The organism is Desulfitobacterium sp. LBE (assembly GCF_007830365.1).
Classification (GTDB): Bacteria; Bacillota; Desulfitobacteriia; order Desulfitobacteriales; family Desulfitobacteriaceae; genus Desulfitobacterium; species Desulfitobacterium hafniense.
In genome coordinates, this window is the sequence record NZ_VLKD01000001.1 from 15,759 (window position 1) to 35,435 (window position 19,677).

At 49.7% G+C, this 19,677-nt stretch carries 18 protein-coding genes; 12 read left to right on the plus strand and 6 right to left on the minus strand.

What is annotated here, in order from left to right:
* The first annotated feature begins 7 nt into the window (after nucleotides 1-7).
* From DESLBE_RS00055 to DESLBE_RS00110, 12 genes are all read left to right on the plus strand, one after another.
* Nucleotides 8-2,797 (plus strand): hypothetical protein, encoded by a 2,790-nt coding sequence (locus DESLBE_RS00055; RefSeq protein ID WP_144674762.1) that lies wholly within the window; start codon nucleotides 8-10, stop codon nucleotides 2,795-2,797.
* A gap of 13 nt (nucleotides 2,798-2,810) precedes the next feature.
* The gene (locus DESLBE_RS00060; RefSeq protein ID WP_015944522.1) at nucleotides 2,811-3,212 is read left to right on the plus strand and encodes a hypothetical protein; all 402 of its coding nucleotides are present in this window, start codon (nucleotides 2,811-2,813) and stop codon (nucleotides 3,210-3,212) included.
* On the plus strand, nucleotides 3,209-3,625 hold the full coding sequence (locus DESLBE_RS00065) for a hypothetical protein (RefSeq protein ID WP_015944521.1): 417 nt from the start codon (nucleotides 3,209-3,211) through the stop codon (nucleotides 3,623-3,625). The genes DESLBE_RS00060 and DESLBE_RS00065 overlap by 4 nt, the downstream gene beginning before the upstream one ends.
* Nucleotides 3,625-4,686, plus strand: a complete 1,062-nt coding sequence (locus DESLBE_RS00070; RefSeq protein ID WP_015944520.1) for a radical SAM protein — start codon at nucleotides 3,625-3,627, stop codon at nucleotides 4,684-4,686. The genes DESLBE_RS00065 and DESLBE_RS00070 overlap by 1 nt, the downstream gene beginning before the upstream one ends.
* Nucleotides 4,683-5,606: a hypothetical protein gene (locus tag DESLBE_RS00075; RefSeq protein ID WP_144674763.1), complete on the plus strand. Its 924-nt coding sequence runs from the start codon at nucleotides 4,683-4,685 to the stop codon at nucleotides 5,604-5,606. Before DESLBE_RS00070 ends, DESLBE_RS00075 begins: the two co-directional genes overlap by 4 nt.
* Before the next feature lie 310 nt (nucleotides 5,607-5,916).
* The gene (locus DESLBE_RS00080; protein WP_144674764.1) at nucleotides 5,917-6,108 is read left to right on the plus strand and encodes a hypothetical protein; all 192 of its coding nucleotides are present in this window, start codon (nucleotides 5,917-5,919) and stop codon (nucleotides 6,106-6,108) included.
* 332 nt (nucleotides 6,109-6,440) lie between these two features.
* A complete protein-coding gene (locus tag DESLBE_RS00085) occupies nucleotides 6,441-6,689 on the plus strand; it encodes a type II toxin-antitoxin system prevent-host-death family antitoxin (protein ID WP_005812819.1) in 249 nt (82 codons plus the stop codon).
* A 2-nt stretch (nucleotides 6,690-6,691) separates the two neighbouring features.
* A complete protein-coding gene (locus tag DESLBE_RS00090) occupies nucleotides 6,692-7,015 on the plus strand; it encodes a type II toxin-antitoxin system RelE/ParE family toxin (RefSeq protein ID WP_015944517.1) in 324 nt (107 codons plus the stop codon).
* A gap of 160 nt (nucleotides 7,016-7,175) precedes the next feature.
* Nucleotides 7,176-7,589, plus strand: a complete 414-nt coding sequence (locus DESLBE_RS00095) for an immunoglobulin-like domain-containing protein (RefSeq protein ID WP_243131196.1) — start codon at nucleotides 7,176-7,178, stop codon at nucleotides 7,587-7,589.
* A 193-nt stretch (nucleotides 7,590-7,782) separates the two neighbouring features.
* A complete protein-coding gene (gene istA / locus DESLBE_RS00100) occupies nucleotides 7,783-9,312 on the plus strand; it encodes an IS21 family transposase (RefSeq protein WP_207706455.1) in 1,530 nt (509 codons plus the stop codon).
* Nucleotides 9,313-9,326: 14 nt separating this feature from the next.
* On the plus strand, nucleotides 9,327-10,079 hold the full coding sequence (istB, locus tag DESLBE_RS00105) for an IS21-like element helper ATPase IstB (RefSeq protein WP_144674766.1): 753 nt from the start codon (nucleotides 9,327-9,329) through the stop codon (nucleotides 10,077-10,079).
* A 160-nt stretch (nucleotides 10,080-10,239) separates the two neighbouring features.
* Entirely contained in the window at nucleotides 10,240-10,662 is a 423-nt protein-coding gene (locus DESLBE_RS00110) for an immunoglobulin-like domain-containing protein (RefSeq protein WP_243131197.1), read from the plus strand.
* 324 nt (nucleotides 10,663-10,986) lie between these two features.
* On the opposite strand, the gene DESLBE_RS00115 is transcribed toward DESLBE_RS00110, so the two are convergent.
* The 6 genes from DESLBE_RS00115 to DESLBE_RS00140 all read right to left on the minus strand — a co-directional run bounded on the left by DESLBE_RS00115 (nucleotide 10,987) and on the right by DESLBE_RS00140 (nucleotide 19,541).
* Nucleotides 10,987-13,107, minus strand: coding sequence for a cell wall-binding repeat-containing protein (locus DESLBE_RS00115; RefSeq protein ID WP_172625334.1), 2,121 nt, complete (start codon nucleotides 13,105-13,107; stop codon nucleotides 10,987-10,989).
* A 248-nt stretch (nucleotides 13,108-13,355) separates the two neighbouring features.
* A complete protein-coding gene (locus DESLBE_RS00120; protein ID WP_144674768.1) occupies nucleotides 13,356-14,939 on the minus strand; it encodes an ABC transporter in 1,584 nt (527 codons plus the stop codon).
* A 2-nt stretch (nucleotides 14,940-14,941) separates the two neighbouring features.
* A complete protein-coding gene (locus DESLBE_RS00125; protein ID WP_172625335.1) occupies nucleotides 14,942-15,685 on the minus strand; it encodes an ABC transporter ATP-binding protein in 744 nt (247 codons plus the stop codon).
* Between the two features lie 11 nt (nucleotides 15,686-15,696).
* Nucleotides 15,697-16,323 (minus strand): TetR/AcrR family transcriptional regulator, encoded by a 627-nt coding sequence (locus tag DESLBE_RS00130; RefSeq protein WP_144674770.1) that lies wholly within the window; start codon nucleotides 16,321-16,323, stop codon nucleotides 15,697-15,699.
* A 108-nt stretch (nucleotides 16,324-16,431) separates the two neighbouring features.
* Entirely contained in the window at nucleotides 16,432-18,945 is a 2,514-nt protein-coding gene (locus tag DESLBE_RS00135) for a phosphoenolpyruvate synthase (protein ID WP_144674771.1), read from the minus strand.
* Entirely contained in the window at nucleotides 18,942-19,541 is a 600-nt protein-coding gene (locus DESLBE_RS00140; protein WP_018306846.1) for a TetR/AcrR family transcriptional regulator, read from the minus strand. The genes DESLBE_RS00135 and DESLBE_RS00140 overlap by 4 nt, the downstream gene beginning before the upstream one ends.
* Nucleotides 19,542-19,677: the final 136 nt, after the last annotated feature.

The window sequence follows — 19,677 nt, forward strand, 5'->3', positions numbered from 1 at the left end:
AATAGGTATGGAGAAATATATAGTCAAGGTACGTTCTTATCTTAGAGAAGAGTGTATTGAATACGGAACCGGGATCATGATCGGGAGAAATCTCGTGCTGACTCCCAGGCATGTGACCTGTGGAGAGCGCCATACGGTGTGGGTCGGTGGCAAAGAAGAAGAGTCCTGCGTCGTAAATGAGAATAATGTGGCAGTAGTGCTGGAGATCGGCAATTCCGATGATAGCTACTGTATAGCTGATATTTTTTCCGATGATGAGGTCTTGGATGAAGAATCCAGATGGTCGGTCAGTGGGTTTATTACATCCCAGCAATGTGAGCATCATGTGCGGGGGACCGGGATCATCATTTCACCGGTAAAGGATGAGGAATGGGATTATCATCTGGCAGCAATTACGGCTGGAATAGCGGACAATTATCAGGGATTGTCCGGCTCTCCCGTATTCTGCGATCACAGAATCGTCGGCATCCTGCAAATGCAGGCGTATAATAGCAGCGGCGCATTGGGCGTACGCATGTCATCGGTGGAGATGTTTCAGGACTTGCTGGCGAAGGAAAACTTCAAGCCTAATGCATATCACATGCTGCTGAAAGAGGCCTGTGTTCAATATACGAGAAGCCAGATTGATAAAAACGTAAAAAGCAAAAAGTATATTGCAGACATATTTGTGGAAGAAGGCGACTATAAAGAAAACCTCCGATATTTTGCAGACCCTATGTTGTTTTTGAAGAAGGCGATCCGTGATGCGAAGATGCTTGATTTTAAAAATGTTAATTTTTATCTTGGAAAGCAAGGTAAACAGGAAATTGATTTTTCCGATCTGACTGAAAACTTTTCAGTGACGGAATTGGAACCATTACATAGTTGCCTGGGGGACCGGGTTTCAGATGGGATTTCCTTGTTGGCGGAATTAGATAAATATTTCTACTCTGATACTTCCAGTCTGGAGGAGAGTTATGATCTCAGACAGAACAGTCTCAATAATTCCGTTAAATACTACTTATCTGACATAAAAGACAATATCGACTTTATAGAAAAGAAATATATTCTGCTAACCAAAGACGCCGGTCAGGGCAAAACCAACTTCGTATGTGACTTCACAGCGAATTTTCTGATGAGAAAAGGCTATTGTGCGTTATATTTTAATGCCTATGATTTCAGGGAAAATCCAATGGCGCTTCTCAAGCAAAAGCTGTCGCTGGACGGGGTGTATTCGTTCTCTTATGGGAATAAAATTCTCCGCCGGGAATGGAATCGTACCAAGAAGCCCCTCGTCGTCATCATCGATGGTTTAAACGAGAATTCGCTGGTGAAGAACTTTGGCCAGTGCATACGGGATTTTCTTGAGGAATGTCAGGCCTACCCATATATCAAAGTGATCATGACCACCCGGAACGAGTTCCTGAAGGAGCGGTTTGAGGTGATCGAGGAAGGAACGTATTCAAGGGCATATAAACATATCGATATGTGGCAGAGGAGCGACGACTTCAAGGGGCGGATCTTCCGAGGGTACCTGAACTTTTTCGGGATCACGATCAGAGAGAATACATTAACAAATCGATTCTATGATGCCTTAACGAGTGATGTGCTGCTGCTGCGATTTTTCTGCGAAGCAAATGAGGGCAAGAAGCAAATCTACGTCTATGATGTTTACAAATATGATGTATTCCGGCAGTATTTGAATCTAAAATCACAGGAATATCAAAAGGATCAGCCGGTCTTAAATCCTCAGGATTCTTTGTATACCTTGCTTGATAAAATTTCGGAATATATGATTCGTAAAAAAACGTTCTTTAATGTCCCCTCCGGAATTTTCAACAAATCTGAGCAAGAGCTGCTCTATCAAATGCTGGATAACGAGGTGATATTCAAGGACGAGCAGATATTGAAAACAGGTATGTTGATGAAAAATACTATAGTGATCAGTTTTACATTTGATGAATTCCGGGACTTCTGTATTACAAACTATATTTTGACCCATCTTGCGGAGCAGGATGCCTTTCTATCGTTCTGGGATCAGATGAATGAAGAAAATCTGACAATCAGGGAAGGCGTTCAAAAATACATTTTCTATTTGGCGCGAACTGAATCGCAGGAGGATTTATTGCCGATCATCGAAGCTCTTCCTGAATACGAAAATCTCTACTGGCTCTATATATGGGGGCTGGAGGATCGTCATTTTACCGCTCATGATAAGGAAGCCTGGAGGATGCAACTTGTGGCGAATGGGCCTCATGCGGAAAAAGTTGTTCATGATCTGCTTGGCAAATATGATTGTGAGTTTTTTGGTAAGATTAATATCCGTTTGCTGTTCGAGGCGCTGGATGTGCTTGCCGAAAAAATAGACTTGTATGATGCTTTTATTAAAAGGATGTTTGGTGTCTACCGTGAGAAGAAAGGTGCTTATAACAATCCTCGGCCAGAGTCTGTATGGCCTTTTAACAGGATGATCCAGCGCATTGCGGAAGACGTAAATGATGATGCTTGGAATGTGCGCCATTCTGAGTGGTATCGACTGAGCATTTATTTACTTGAACTGGAGAACCGGGGCGCGTTGGATTTATGGTGCAAGCTCTATGAAGTGTCACCGGAAGTGGCTGTGCGCATTCTGGAAGAAATGAACCGACACCAAAGCAGCTTGATTTTAGGCAATGTTAAGGAGATTCTGCAACATCTTGAAAAATTCAGGAAAGGTGAGCCATGGGATCAGAGAATAGAACGGCTGGCTCAGGAAAACAGCTTTTGCCGGGATATACCTGGTGGTAGGGAGCTGTTTTCAAAATTGCTGTTCGATTAATCCGGAGGATAACATGCGGATACTTAAATTAGCAGGTGAATATTATTGCATAGCTGACGATAGCTTCGCTTATGCTGAACTTGAAAAAAGGATATCCTCTGCATTACACCTGCAAAAGGGTTCCTTTGCCGAATTCTATACCAAGAGGATCTTTCAGTCTTTTTTTCAATATGCCAGAGACTTGAAAAAGGAATATCTGACCTACTATGGACAGGAATATGATAGCTTTGCCGATTACTTATACAAAAAAGAACTATTGGATTGGGCCCATATGGAGTTTATAGATTTGAACGAACAGCAAACCTTGTTTAAGCTGAACATAGATCTGTCCAACTATAATACCCGCTCTTTGATCGAATATGAAGATAAGGGTATCGATATCCTGAATCAGGCATTGGAGGAAATTGAATTATGAAGATCAGGCAGGGCTTTGTAACGAACAGTTCCTCTACCTCTTTTATTATTTCCATGAAGGATGACTTAGATAAAGAGGGTTTCATCAAAGGCATCGGGGTCGAAGGACCGTCTCCGATGAGTCGGATTTTTGAAGAACTTTACGAAGCGGTAGAGGAGAACAAACAGGATATTATGAAATACATGAAAGAGTCCCGAACAGCATATGGCAGCGTAGCGGAATTTCTGCAAGAAGAATCTTACGATGAAGAGACAATCCGAATCGTCGAAAAGCTGCTGGCCGAAAACAGAAAGGTGTATTATGGAAAACTTCACTCCGATGGATATTCGGCTGCGGAAGTCTATTTTTGTATGGAAAGCTTTCTGATTTGTGAAGATGACTTGTATTTTAACGGCAAGATCGGTGGCTGGTGATGGGAAGCTGCTTGATTCGGAATTGCAGGGAAAGCGGGTATATTCTGGGCTTTGATCGGGATGAGGGCACGTTTATCCGCTATGGCAAAAACGGCAGCGACCCATTTTCTAATGCAATAGGGCCTGAGCTGCTGGATATCGCAATTACAAATTATTGCGAACGGGAATGTGATTTCTGCTATCGCGCTTCAAACAGACAAGGGAGTTTTATCCATCTGGAAGATTACGAATTTATTATGGAGCAGGCGGAAAAGGCGGGCGTTTTACAGGTTGCCTTAGGCGGGGGAAACCCGAACCAGCATCCTCAATTTGTGCAGATTTTGCAGAAAACCCGCAGTCATAAGATTGTTCCATCCTATACAACAAACGGACAAGGCATGACAGACGAGATCTATGGGGCGACGAAACAATTCTGCGGCGCAATGGCTGTCAGCTGGTATGAACCCTATGCTGATGCACAGGAAGTGATTAAACGGGCCGGCGCATACGGAATTAAGGTAAACATCCATTTTATGCTAAATAAACTAAGCCTCCCCCAGGCGATGGAATTGCTGGAAAAACACGCCGATTTGCTGGAAAGCGTCAATGCCATCGTTTTTCTGAATTATAAACCTGTCCATTCTTCTGACGCCTTGTGCCTGAGGGATGGATACGAAATAAAAGACTTCTTTGAAATGGTGAAGAAGGTCAAGAATTGTAAAATCGGCTTTGACAGCTGTATGATTTCGTTTTTGCCGCTGATGGGAGACGGTCTGCTGAAGGAGACTGTGGATTTTTGTGAGGCGGCAAGGTTTTCTGCTTATATCTCAGAAAATCTGCTCCTGTATCCGTGCTCATTCATGAATGATATCTCCGGGAAGGGAATTGATTTAAGAAGGCATTCGCTGCAGGATGGATGGAGATTCGGGGAAGAATTTATTAAAATGCGGGAGAGATTGAGCAGGCCCGGAGCACAGAGGCATGCCATTTTGGCGTGCCAAACCTGCGAAAACTATGGGATGTGCCATGGTGGCTGCCCGTTTTTTAATATTAATAGGTGCAGGGGGGAGTTAACGCCATGACAGGGGAAGAACTAATGTCGGTATCGGAAACAACTGCAAGGCGAAGGAACTTATTAGTTTCCATTGTACGTGGAATTCTTAAAGAGAAGTATGAAGTGACACGTGAGTTTACAGTGGCGGAGATTGAGACTGTCTTTCATTTTCGGAAAAGGGATATTGCCTATAATTTAGACTTTTTCTTTGAACAAAGAAGTGGAAAGTTTATCCTCAAGACAGAAAAGCTGGATGAAGCTCAAAAAATAATTCGGAATCATCACCAGGCACTCGGACAATTGGAAACTGCCAAGGTCTTATTTATAAAGTCTTTTGGAAGATTTTACGACGACTATGAAACTAGCGAAGGCTTTTCGTTTGATCATGAAAGGCTGCGCCGCATTTTTTCTGACTTACATCCGGTGATTCCGATTCTTCATTGGGGTATGTTGCCAATTCTGTCAAAATGGCTGATGATCAATAGCGGTAGGCTCCCGGAGAATGACATAATCGATTTCTACGATCATTACGATATGCTTACGGCCTTGTTGAAGGAGATAAGAGGGCGGGGAGAGACGATGGAAACCAAGGGAGACGATACGCTAAACAAAGAAATGACCTTCTCCGTATATACGAGAAGGTGGGGGCATCCGAATGTTTATCGAATCGAACGGACGGTCGACGGATGGGAGGTTCGCCATATCGCTATCAATGGTAAGTGCGCTAAGGACGGCGAAGGGGCTCTTATGAGAAATTTACATCATGATAGTATATTTTTTCCGGAAGAGGGAGTGAAATACGCACTCAGCAATCTGTGGGACGATGCGGAAGACGGGGAGATCGGGCTAGAGGAATTGCAGATAAGGCTCCAACAGGTCGCGGACTGGATCAGCAGTGTGGAAAAGGCGGTTGGAGAAAATCAGCCGGATTGGGTCCAATATTGCTGAACAAGAAAACCCTATGATTCACTGGAACAGATGAATGAATAACAGGTCACTGCGCTAGGAGGAGCTGCGTACCGGCTTGCAAAATTGAAGAAGGATTTCAGTTGCTTACAAATTATAAGCAACTGAGATTGAAAGCCACAGATAGAAAATTGGCCTGTGTGTAGGCGGCCGTTTCAGACCCTGCTGCCAAGAGGACACCAGTAATAAACAAAGTTAGTTTAAACTGAGGTGGTACATATGTATAAAAATATATTGACTCCAAAATTCTTCAAAGACAATCCGGTAAGATTATGCAAAGACGCTGTTGGAAATGTTTGATGAAATAAGGTCCCCATACGCATCATCGCTTGTTTGTATTGCACTTGGGTTTATTGCTGATGAAGATGCGATTCCGGTATTGATGAAAAAATATAACGAATTTAAAAGCCTTTATCCCCAAGAAAATTACGAACAAGGCCCTCTTTTAGGTTTAATCAAGCTGAATGAAAGGTTTTATACTTAAGCAATGGAATATGAAGAGCTTTACTATTGGCGTGAGGCTTTGTCATTTGAAAAGTAATACACAGGGGACTGCCACAGTGACAGTCTCCTGTGTATATTGGGCTGGGATTTTGTGGGGTATTTGTTGGTATGGTGCGGGGCAAATTCGGAATCGATTACGAATTATGAGCCGGGCCTTAACGGGGATGGGGGCAGAGAAGAATGATTATTTGTTCCAATTGAACATACATAAAAGCGGGATGAATTGAGAATTTGCTGCTAAATATAACATTGAATTTTACGAAGTATTTGCATATAATAATTACAACACAAAAAACTGTGGAGGTGTAAAGAATGCCCAATATTAAACCGGTTTCAGACTTGAGAAATTATAACGAAGTTCTTCGTTCCTGCCAGGTTGGGGAGCCTGTTTTTTTGACTAAAAACGGCAGAGGCCGTTACGTGCTTATGGATATACAGGAATATGAAAGGCAACAGGCTGTAGTTAAACTTTTATCAAAGCTTGCTGAAGCGGAGGATATCATTGAAACTGGAAAGGAATGGAGGACCCTTGATGACCTCAAGAAAGCATTGGAGGTCTGAGGGTGAAATACAAAATTAGAATCAATCCTATGGCCATTGCTGATGTGCAGGAAATAAAAACCTACATCGCCGAGGATAATCCAGAAGCAGCTATACAGATGGGAGCTGTCATTTATTCCAAAATAGAGAATTTGGCTGATTTTCCCGAAATGGGAGTCTCGCTTGGTGCAAAGATTAATTTAAAAACGGATTATCGTTTTCTTGTTTGTGGAGCTTATCTGGTATTTTACAAGATCGAGGGAGAATTCGTTTCAGTTTATCGTATATTGAATGGGGCCAGGGATTACCTGACAGTTCTTTTTTCAGAGGAGCCGTCCGAGAACTAAAATCAAGGATTGTTTAGCCGTCACAGGAGTGGCGGCTTATTCGATATAGAGTGTTAGTGACGGTTATTTAGCAATGGAATATGAAGATTTGATTCAGAGAGGGATGGTGGAGCAAGATCAGACCACTAACCAGCGTCTAACAAGTTGAGGTGATTTTAATATGAAAAAGCATTCTTGTTTGTTATTATGCACAGTGGCCATAGGCTTAATCTTTTTGTCAGGATGCGCAAGTGCCGACGGCAGCTCAACTGCAGGGACCAATACCATAATCAAAGCTGATTCAGGTCAATCTCCTGAAACAACGGACTGGGAGTCTACCACCTATGAAATCGTCAACAGCTTTGAGGGTGTAACCATGGGAGTTAAGGAAGGGACTGTGTCTTTAACCGGCTTGACTTTAAACTTTACCAATAGTTCAGACAAGCAGTGTATCTACGGTGATTATTTCCTGCTGGAGAAGAAAGTCGAGGGAAAATGGTATCAGGTTCCGACCATTATTGATAATTACGCATTTAATGATATTGGTTATGATTTGGCTGCAGATGGGAATGGGGAATGGAGAGTTGATTGGTGAGTATTCTTCTAACATTCGGCCAAAGATTCTCACGACATTCGGCCACTTAATCCGGTGACATTCGGTCGGAAGTTCCGATGAGATTCGGCCAGTCAACGCGCGGCATTCGGGCAGACCAGACACCTCAGAATAAACCCGGTACAATGAGAAAAAAGGCATTGTGCGGGGGAAACAAATGAGGTGTGAAGAACCAGTGAAAATCATCGAAATCATACGGCTGTGGGAGCAAGGCTATTCTCAAAGGGAAATTGCAGCCAGCGTGAAATGCGCAAAATCTACTGTAGGCGAAGTCCAACGGCGATGCAGGGAGCACTCGTTGACCTACTCTCAAGCATCAAACATGACCGACGACACCATCAAAGCAACACTCTATCCGGACAGCTTTGCCAAACGATACGTCAAGGATGAACCGAATTGGGAATCCATACACGCCCGGCTTGTCGCCCATAAACGGCAAAATCTTCAGTTTCTTTGGGAAGATTACCGGGCTGGCAACCCCGATGGACTGGGTTACAGCCAGTTTTGCAAGCGCTATACCCTATGGCGAAATGAAACGGGAAAAGACGTGATCATGGTTCAAACCCACGAGCCGGGCAAAGAACTCTTCGTCGATTGGATGGGAGACACATTAAGTTGTGTCGTCGATCCTGAGACAGGTGAGATGCTCACCGCCCACTTTTTTGTGGCCACCCTGGGCGACAGTGGTTATCCCTATGTGGAGGCCTTTGCGGATGAAAAACTGGAGAATTGGCTGAGCGCCCATGTCCACACCCTGGAATGGCTTCAAGGCGTACCCCGGGTTATTGTCCCGGATAACTGCAAGACAGCGGTGAGTAAGCCGGGATATTATGATCCTCAGCTTAACCCCGCTTACTGGGATCTGGCTCGTCATTACGATGTGGCCGTGATTCCGGCAAGAATCCGGTCTCCACGGGACAAAGGCCAAGTGGAAAGCAGTGTGGGATGGCTGGAAACCTGGCTGTTAGAATGGTTAAGGCCACAGAGGTTCTTTACCTTTGAGGAATTGAACCGTGCCATTGTAAAGCGCTTAAAAGAGCTGGTCAAGCGGCCGTTTCGCAAACGGGCCGGCAGCCGTGAAAGCGTCTTTCAGGCCGTGGATCGACCAGCGCTGCGCCCTCTGCCGAGCACTCGCTATGAGTATACTCACTACATCGTCCGGCGGGTTCCCGACAACTACCATGTGGAATTCGAAGGGTTCTACTACTCCGTACCTCACCGCCTGTTCAAACATCAGGTCACGCTGCGGATCACAGCGACTTTGGTCGAGATCCTCAGCGAGAACCGAGAACGCGTGGCGCTTCATCATCGGCAGTATCGGGGGTCAAGGTATGTGACCACCACCGAACACATGCCGGACGCTCATCGGCATCAGCAGGAAGCCAATCGGTATAAAGGAGACGACTACCGCCAATGGGCGCAGCTCGTAGGAGAACATACCGAGTTTGTCATCGACACCTTGTTGCGTGCTCAGCATGTGGAGGAAACCGCTTACCGGGCGTGTATGGGTCTACTCCAAATGGGAAAGCGATACGGTCAGGACCGTTTAGAAGCCGCTTGCAAACGGTCCTGGGAACTGGGAAGCTGTACCTACAGCACCGTGAAAACCATCTTGAAAAATGGGCAGGATAAAGGCCAGTCTCCATCCCCCGTCAAGCCCACCCCAGTCCATAGCAATCTACGTGGCGCAGCCGCGTTTCGATGAGGAGGTGACATAAGATGATCTATCCTACCCTGGAAAAGCTCGCCACACTACGGCTATCCGCTATGGAGCAAGAATACCGGAGGCAGTTGGAATTGCCGGCCATGTCGGAGCTATCCTTTGATGATCGGATGGCGATGTTGGTCGATGCCGAGTGGCTCGCCCGATTCAACAAAAAGCTAAAACGGCTGATCAAGGCAGCCCATCTGCGAGAACCCAAAGCCTGCCTGGAAGATCTTGATTTTCACCCGGCTCGGCAGCTGGACAAAGGGAAGGTCGCCCGGCTCTCCGATGGAAAGTGGATTCGTGAAGGCCGGAACCTGCTCATCACGGGATCCTGCGGAACTGGCAAAACCTACCTTGCCAGTGCCTTAGGCAACGCGGCCTGCCGGCAAGGACTCAAGGTGCGCAGCTTCCGGGTCACCCGGCTTCTCACCGATCTCCAGATCGGGCGTGGGGACGGGTCCTGGAACCGGCTGATGGCTGAAATGAAGAAGCCGGATCTGCTGATACTGGATGACTTCGGGATTTCCCCTTTAGGAGCGCTCCATTGCCGGGATTTCCTTGAAGTGATTGATGACCGATATGGAAGCAAATCTACCCTGATCACGGCGCAGGTTCCGGTTTCTGAATGGCATGGCCTCTTTGAGGACGCAACCATTGCGGATGCTGTACTGGATAGACTGGTGCATAATGCGTACCGGTTTGAGCTGCAGGGTCCCTCCAAGCGGCGGGCCTTGCCGGAGGGGGTAGCCGCCGAGACGCTGTAAAGCTGCGGTCGCCTACGGCTCCCTTCGCTTTACAGCGTTCAGTCCCGATTCCCAGTTGACAGACATAATGGACTGATTATACTTGAACTCAAGAGGTTGTCGGGCTTCGCCCGAATCATAGCGTAACAGGTGGCCGAATGCGGTCGGAATGCCCGCCCGAATGAGAACGGATTGCCGGTCGGAATCGACCGGAATAAGCATTGATTGGGGCTGGCTCTATGGGGAGCTGGAGTCTGGTGACTATCGTATCGTGAAGGATATATCGGATTTTCGGGGTACAGGAGATTATGAAAAATACTATTTAACAGCGGAATTTTCAGTTGATGAGCGGACGAAATCAGCTGACTTAGCCCCCATGGTCATGATTAAAGGGAAGCTATATCAAGATACCGGCAAAGAAAGTGATATCAAAGCAAGATGCGGAGTCATGGATGGAGAAGTAACGTCAACAGTAGGGCCTTTTGAAAAACCTACTCAAGATAATCAATCTAATTTTGGCAGTGAGTATGGATACCAGTTTGTTGATGAACGCAGTGTCGATATCTTTATGAATGAAAAATGGCTTAGATTTGAGCTTTTGTAATCAGTGTTGTTTGCTGATTCTTGCAATATACTAAAACCAGTATATTGATGGTAAGGATTAACCTTTAGGCGGTGTGAGGCGTGGATTATCTGACCGTAAAGGAAGCCGGGGAAAAATGGGGACTTAAAGCTCCATAAGCTGTATATACTGGGTGGGGAAGGTGCGGTTTCCGATAAGGTGAAAGAAACGATTTACTAGAAATTTTAAGAATCTAATCTTATTGAAAGGGCGTGTCGCCCTACGTTTACACATAAACGTAGGGCGACACGCCCTTTAGAATGTCATTATTATTTTTATATCCTCAAGGCATAAGGCAGCAAAAACTTAATAGCCGATTCGACTATAAATGCTTTCTATAACAGAATCCGGAACGGCACCTGAACCCCCTAGTACATAGGACTGCTTTATATCCCTGCTGTTCCACCAAAACCATTGTGCTGCTGCTTCCGCACCTGAACTTGAATTAACTAAGATAATAGGACTGTTGCTTCTGGCCGCAAGAACTGAACCGGCAAGTGCATCCGGAAAGTTAGTTCCTGTAGCTAAATAGACGAGATAGGGATCGGTGCCCATACCGTTGGCAATAGCAATAGCTGTTGCATAACGGTCATTTCCTGAGTACCGTGTAGGCAGCGGAAGACTGCTCTCTACTGCTGTCCCCACGACCCCGGTACCACCGACAATGAATGTCTCGTTTATACCAAGGCGCTTTAACGCTTCACCGGCAGCATCAGCTAATACATCTTTTTTGGTTAATAATATCGGCATATGGGCATGGGCCGCTACCGAAGATACCGCCAAAGCATCCGGGAAATTTTCGCCATAAGCTATGACGGCTTTATTTCCTAAAATCAAATGATGATCGTGCATATACTGGGCAATGGCCGCAGCTGTTTCATAGCGATCCTGGCCGCCCACTCGGGTTACCTTGTAATGCTTCTGAAGGTCTTTTTCAATGGAAGATGAGATAGCCCCTTCCTGGCCTAAGATAATGATGTTTTGCGGAGCTAAGCGATCTAATTCATCTTTGGTATCATTTGACAATCTTGCCGAATCCGTTAGTAATATTGGCGCGTTTAATCCATAGGCTAATGGAGTCCCGGCGAGAGCATCCGGAAAATTATCCGCCCTGGCCAGAACGACAGTTGCTGCGCCATAATCCCATCCCTCAATGGAAATAGCAATAGCCGTTTTGAAACGATTGGCCCCGGAAATCCGAAAAAATACAGGTTGGCGATTCGTTCCGGAATAGGGTGTTGTCGGATTCAGGACATGCTCAGTCAAACCATTGCCTGTTTGCCCAAATTGGTTATATCCCCAACTCCAGTTATCAACGCCGTTATCATTGCCGAGAAAGCCGCGGGATACGGTGTGTCCCCATCCTGGAGAGATAAAGGAGGCTTTGATGTTGAGCAGTGTTGGTGAGGATAAGTTCTCAACCGCCGAACTATTAATCTGGTTGGCTGAGTTGTCACCAAATCCATAAGTCGCATTTTGCTGGGCAATAATAAAGCTGGAATTATATCCGGCCGCGATCCGAAAAGCGGCCTTAACTCCTTGAACCTTGATCGGTACATTGCTATAATCGGAAATTTTGGGGTCTCCCAGTTGCCCCAACGAGTTATCTCCCCATGCATAGACACTTCCATCAGCCCCCAAGGCCAGGCTATGCCTTAACCCGGCTGAGATGGCAGTAATATTGCTTAATGAAGCTATCTTTACAGGTTGATAACCGGACGCTGATCCACCATCGCCAAGTTCACCCCGCTCATTGCTGCCCCAAGCATACACACTGCCATCCATGTGCAAAGCTAAGGCATGGGTACCCCCGGCAGCGATGGCAACAATACTGTCTAAGCCTGGAATCTGTGCCGGGGTATTCCGACTCCCGACAGAGCTGTCACCTAATTGGTTAAACTCATTGCTCCCGAAAGAGTAAACGGTTCCATCATTTTTGAGGGCAAGACTAAAATCGAAACCTGAGGAAATGGCGATAATTTCGCTTAGACCAGGTACCTCCACGGGAATAAGACTATTGATATCAGAGCCAATGCCAAGCTGCCCTTTTTGATTATTTCCCCATGCCCGCACTGTCTGGTCATCAATAAGGGCAAGATTATGAGTACCGCCTGCCGAAATATCCGCAACACGGGAATAGAGATTATTAATGGTGACAGGCAAGGAGCGTGATATAGTTGTACCATCACCAAGTTGTCCATAATCATTGTTGCCTGAAGCTGTCACATCACCACCATGAGAGGTGTCAAACCAAACGGTATGAAGCCCTCCTGCGCTGAAGCCAAATTGCCTCTCCTCCTGATATTTGGGAACGACAGCATTCAAAGGATTCGTATCGGCTGAAACGGGCACATTGGGAAGACTCGAAAACATAACCAGTAAAGCTAAAACAATTGAGATTTTTTTAGAAAAGTATTTGACTTTCACGTTTTCCTCCTGCTTCGCTAGATTACGATAAAAGCGTAAACGAAACATGAACATCGATAAGAATAGAAAAACATAAAAAGACTCTTTTCTCTACCTGTAATTAATTCCAAGCCAACTCGCTTGATTCTATCAAGGACTTCGAAGGAAAAAACGTGAACCTAACATAAAGGCGCTCAACTGCCGGTCCCATAGTAACCGGCAGTTGAGCGGGCATAATCAACGATTGAAGATATTGGAAATGTATACTATCAATGCATGGCGGCATCTCTGCGCTCAAACAAGATGATCCCCAAAACGGCCAACAGCGCTGACAAGGCGCATAGCAGCACAAGCACCGACGGCGGCTGGGCGACTTTGAGCGGGGTCACCCAGGAGAAGGGGGAGAGGGCATATACGGCATCGCTCACCGACTGCTGTTCCCAGAGGATCTCCAATAACACAAACAGCACCATGAGTCCATAGCTGAGCCCGGACATCCAACGGGGCAGTGCGCCAAACAGCAGCATCGAAATCCCGCCGAAAGCCCAAATCGCCGGTATCTTTCCTGCCGTCTCGAAAAACAAGCGGACAAGAGCGCTTTGATCCCCGGTGCCGATCATCGCTCCCAGTCCCGCACAAAGGCCGGCAACCAGAGCGAGAGCAGCGGAGCCGCCGAAGATATACACCAGATGCCCGGAGGCAAAGCGGCTGCGCCGGACAGGCAGGGAGAGCAGCAGTTCACCTTTGGCCGTCTCCTCCCGGCGCAGGATACCCGCCGACATCAGCACGTAGACTGAAATGAGCATGGAAACAATATACAGGATCAGTGACATGAAGGCACGGTCCACGCCGCCCAGGCGCGCGATCAGCTCAGCCAGCGTCTCGGCTGAACTGACTGCGCTTACCATCAGGTAGCTGGCACAGCCCAGAGCGAAGGAGAACACCGCGTAAAAAATCAGCCAGGAGAGGAAGAGTCCCTTTTGGGTACGCCATGCCAAAGCGGGCAGCGAGCAGAAGCCAGGCTTGGCGAAGGCGCGTCCTTCCCGCTGGGGGATAAGCCCCGCTCCCACGTCCCGTTTGTGGGTCATCCACAGGGAGAGGGCCGCCGGCAGGATCATGATGGTCAGGGAAATCAGCAGGAGGCTGAATCGTTCCCCGGCAAAGGGCCGGATCAGAAGCGGCCATTCCAGAGGGTTAAGATAGGCGGCGGGATGGTTTCCCCCGCTCACGTTCCAGAGGATATGCAGGGCAAACAGCAGCCCCAAACACCCGAAGGAGGTTCCCCGCGCCGCCGAGGCCCCCACAAAGAACTGGGCGACCAGGCCCGCCATCAGGCCCAACGCGGAGGCGGCGGCCAAAAAGCCAAGACAGTGGGCCAGCGATCCTGTGAAACCAAGCCCCAGAGCCGTCATCCCAAGCAGGGCAAGGAGGGCCGCTGCTGTGTTGATCAGCAGCATGTTCAGCAGCGCTGCCGCCAAGGCCGCAAGACTGCCGGCCACATTGGCCTCAAGCAGTTCCCGCTTGCCCTGCTCCTCGGCCAGCCGGGTGTGCCGCACCACGTAGATCATGCTGAAGATCCCGCTTGCCAGAACCAGAAAGACCTTGGTGCGCCAAGTGACAAATCCAGCCACCGAGACGTCCAGCAGCGGGCCGTGTATAGCCACGGTGAGCGGGTCGATCAGCGTGGCGCCCATCTCGGCGAGGGCCTCCTGGGTGGGGAAGAGCACCAATGAAGAGAGGGTGTTGATGGCGACCCACAGCCCCGGCAGCAGCAGCCAGACCAGCGTGAAAACCCGGTTCTGCCGCATAGACAGTGTCATGATGGCCGCCGTACCCTGAAAGTAACGTTTCATGCTCAGCGCCCCCTTTCCTCGCCCTTGCCGTCCTTCCGGTAGTAATTCATGAACAGGGTTTCCAGGGTAGGGGGGTCCTGTTGGCTGATAAGGGCCTTCAGATCCTCCATACTGCCTTGCTCAATCATCCTGCCCGCCCGGATAACGCCGATGGTGTCGCAAACCGCCTCCACCTCCGAGAGAATGTGGCTGGACAGAAACACCGTCTTACCGGCATCCTTGGCCTCGCGGAGGCACTGCTGGAAGACCGTTTTCATCAGCGGGTCCAGACCGGTGGTGGGTTCGTCGAGGATGTGCAGCTCCACATCCGACACAAAGGCGGAGATCAGCAGCACTTTCTGCCGGTTGCCTTTGGAGTAGGTTCTGCACTTCTTTGTCGGGTCCAGATCAAAGCGTTCAATCAGTTCGGCCCGGCGCTCTTTTGTATAGCTTCCCCGCAGCCGGCCCAGAAAGTCGATCACCTCGCCGCCGGTCATGTTGTCCCAGAGCTGTACGTCGCTGGGGACATAGGCCAGCCGCTTATGCAGCTCCACCGCATCCCGCCGGGGATCGCCGTTCAGCAGGCGCACCTCGCCCTCATCCTTGTTCAGGAGCCCCAGCACCATACGGATGGTGGTGGATTTCCCCGCGCCGTTGGGCCCGATGAAACCATAGATTCCCCCTCCGGGTACGGACAGATCCAAACCGTCCAGGGCCATGGTCCTGCCAAAGCGTTTTTTCAGGCCGCGAATTTCTATGGCAGACATATATTTCCCTCCTATTGTTGATAGAAGCATTTGCGCAGGACATCGAGATACTCGTCAAAGTCCGCGTTAAGCGCTTCCATGTCGATCTCTGCCAGGGATTGGTCTTGAACCAGCTCCATCGTGCGATATCCGTAGTTTTCCAGCGCCCAGATGATCAGATCCCGGAGCTTGCCCATGGGCACATCCTGCCGGAAGAGGGATTCATCCAAGTTCCCCAGCAAATGGCTGTAACCTGCCTCCGTGATGCGGGAAAGCTTTTGGGCAAGCTCCCCGGCAATCTCGGCAGATTTCTCCTGGGCCAGTCTCTTGACAAATTCAAACAGCGGGGGATAGCGCAGGTAGACGGATCCCTTGAGCCGCGCCGCCCTGGCGTACCGGGTCAGCAGATCCCCCTGGCAATGACCGATTTGTTCGTAAAACTCCCGGTTGACCACCTCGTACACATAATCGCAGAGAAAGAAAAACAGCTCCCTTTTGCTGGCAAAATAGTGGAACAGCGCCCCCTTGGAAATGCCGGCCGCCCGGACCATCTCATTGGTGGAGGCGAGGTCGTATCCCTTGGCGGCAAATTCCGCCAGCGCTGCGTTGATGATGGCATCCCGCTTTTCCGCTTTGAGACCGACAAAGTTTTCATGCATAAGGATCACATCCTAATCGAAATTGACCATGTTGGTCGGTAATTGCATTGTAGCATAACCGACCAACATGGTCAATATTTGAACGGGAATATTTGGTTGCATTGATAATCAAAGGATTTCCACATAACCCTCGTCGCCGTTTACGCGAATGCGCTCACCGTCCCGGATGAGTCTGGTTGCGCCGACCACGCCGACCACAGCAGGCAGACCGTATTCCCGGGTGATGACCGCGCCGTGGGTCATCATACCGCCCACTTCGGTGACCAGCCCCGCGATGGAGACGAACACCGGCGTCCAGCTGGGATCGGTAAAGGAGGTCACCAGAATATCCCCTTTTTCCATGACCGCGTCCTCAATGGACTGGATGACACGGGCCCGGCCTTCGACCACGCCGGAGGACACCCCCAGACCGGGCAGTGCTCCGCTGGGGATATTCTTTTGGTAAGCCATCTCCGGCACCTCGCCGTCCGAAAAAATGACACGAGGCGGGGTGAGATTAGCAAAGTGGCTGTAGTCTTTTTTACGGCGGGCGATATTGGTGTAATCCACACAGCCGGTTTGGATGGCTTCCCGCAGCTCTTCCAGGTACAGGTAGAAGATGTCGCCGGGCTCCTGGAGGATGCCTTGCTCCGCCAGGCGGTTTGCCTCCCGCATAATCGTTCGTTTGTAGACGTCGTAACGGCAGATCCAGAAGTACTTGGGATACTCTCGTGTGCCCAAATAATTGCGGAAAAAGGAGATATAGCGGCGCAGCTTTTTGGCTTGGCGGGAACCCAGTTTTTGTTCCGCCAGGGCCGCCAGTTCTTCCGTGAGCCTTGTCATCTCCAGGCGGCCCTGTTCAAAGGACGACTTGCCGTGTCCCTTGGGTAAGGTGTGGATGTTGGTGAGCATGGCGCCCACCAGTTCGGCGGGATTTTCCCGGAAGCGGGTCTTGGCGATGTCGATCTCGCCGGTGGCCCGCATGCCGTAGTGCCCCAGGAAATTCTCAAAAGCGTCCGCCACCGCGCCGCCGCCCTCCACTTGGCGCAAATCATCCAGGCGAAAAGCTTCGCCGGCTGCTTCGAGATACTTCACCACGGGGGGATGCTCCCGGGCCAGATCCGCGACTTCGCTGAGGCTAAGCCCCATCTCGGAGGTGGGATTGTGCTCCACCGATTTGGAGAGGCGGTTGCTGATGTTCTCTTCACCTGTGAGTGTTTTGCCCATGGCATCGATTTTTTGGATGATAAACTGGGTGGCCAGCACCATACCAAAGCCGGAGGCGTCGTAAATGATTGCGGAAAGCTGCTTTTGATCCTCCAGAATGGCCTCGATGGCCGCTGTTCCCGCAAGAGGCTCCAGCTGCTCCTCCAGCCGGGCAATGAGGCGTTCCATCCGCTGGATATAGAGATCGATGTCGGCGGGGTCGTTGCGCCGGTAGAGCCGGATGCCCTCCCGGACGATGGGCAGCCAGCCGCTGAAAGAGGAGAAGCTGCCGGGGCCTTTGGGGATGCCGCGGATATAGTCTTGACGCGCCAGCACTTGCTCGATGGCTTGGTGAGTGAGCGGGTCGGTGGCGGCAAGCTTGGTGCGGATCATCTTTTTGCCGTAAGCGGTCTTCAGGTCGTGGGTGATATCGATAAACAGCCGCCCGCCCACCTCCACCATCCGGAAAAGGGCGATCAGTTTCATGAAGGACATGCCCAGAGGCAGCATTACATCCGTCATCATCTGCATGTGTCCCGCCGAGACAAAGACGCGTTTGAGACCGTCCCTGCTCTCCGGAAGAGGATACAGGGTAGTGATCGCCCGGGACTGCACGATGGAAAATCCTCCGTTCACCCAGCACCATTCGATGTCCTGGGGCGCGCCGAAAGCAGCCTCGATCCCCTTGCCGATGGCGGCAAGTTCCTCCAATTGACTGTCTGAGAGGGGCGGAGGGGTCTTGCTGCCCGCGTTGATTTTTCCGCCTCGCAGCCGCCAGGTGAAGGGTGTTTTGCGCCCGGATACCAGCTCCTCCCCCAGTCCCACCACGGCCTCGATGACACAGGTGAGCCGGTCGGAGGTCATGGGATCGGCGGTAAACAGCACGCCGGAGACCTGGGAGGGAACCATCTCCTGCACCACCACGGCAATGGCCACATCCTCGTGGCGGTAACCGTTTTTGCGGCGGTAGGCCACCGCCCGGTCGTTATACAGGGAGGCGCAACAATCCAGCACAGCGCGGGGGACATCGGCGGCCCCTACGTTCAGGTAGCTGTCCTGCTGCCCCGCAAAGGAGGCGTCGGGCAGATCCTCCGCTGTGGCCGAGGAACGCACGGCAAAGAGGATGTCCGGGGGATAGGACGCCAGCGCCGTCTCAAGCTCCCGCAAAAATTCCTCCGGAATGGGGATATCCCGGATGGCCTGCCGGATATCGGCCCCTGCCCGGGCAAGTTCCGCCGGGGAGGAGGCCTCCAGGGCTTCCCCCCGGGACGCAACCACACCGGCGCAAAGCTCCCGGAAGGCGTCGGTGGTGACGACAAAGCCGCCGGGCACCTGGATACCGTCCAGGGCGGACAGCCTGTGGAGATTCGCACCCTTGCCGCCGGTCAGGGAGATATCCCCGGCAGCACTGTCACTGAGATTCAACAGCCTCTTCATTGGTACTCCTCCTTGTAAAATGCTTTGCGCATCAGATTAAGGTATTCATCCATTTCCGCAAAAATATCCTCCAGCACGAAGTCGTCCTTGTGCTCGGACAGAAGCCCGTCGGTGGTCCAGGAAATAATTTTGGTCACTTTCTCCAGATCGATGCCTTCCCGCAATTTGGATGTGTCAAGCCCCGGCTGAAAGGTTTCCTGCCACGGCGGAAAGCTCTCCACTTTAATTCGGGAAAGTTCCTCTCGCAAGGATTCGTCGGTTTCCCTGCGGACCGAGAGGAGAAAGTCCAACACATAAGGGTATTCGTTGACCACAGCCAGTTTGATCCGCTCCGATTCGCGGATGCGCTCAAACAGGTCTTTCTGCTCGAAGGACTTGACGATGCGGTCATAGACAAGGCCGTAGACAAATTCATAGAGATAGAGGTACAGCTTTTTCTTGTTGCCAAAATAGTGGAAAATCAGGCCCTTGGAGATATCCGCCGCGGCGACGATTTCGTCCATAGTTGTTTTTTTGTAGCCGTTTTTGGCGAAGTGCTCCAGGGCTGCGCGGATGATCCGCTGCTTTTTATCTTCGGGAATATGAACCTCCGGCATCATTATCACCTCGTTGACTGTTTTAGTCAATTTCTATTGTAGTGTCATTGACTGATTTAGTCAATAAAAGAATGCAATGTGCTTTATATATTGCCGTAGAAGAAATAATATAAGGAGCATCACCCCTGCTTAGATA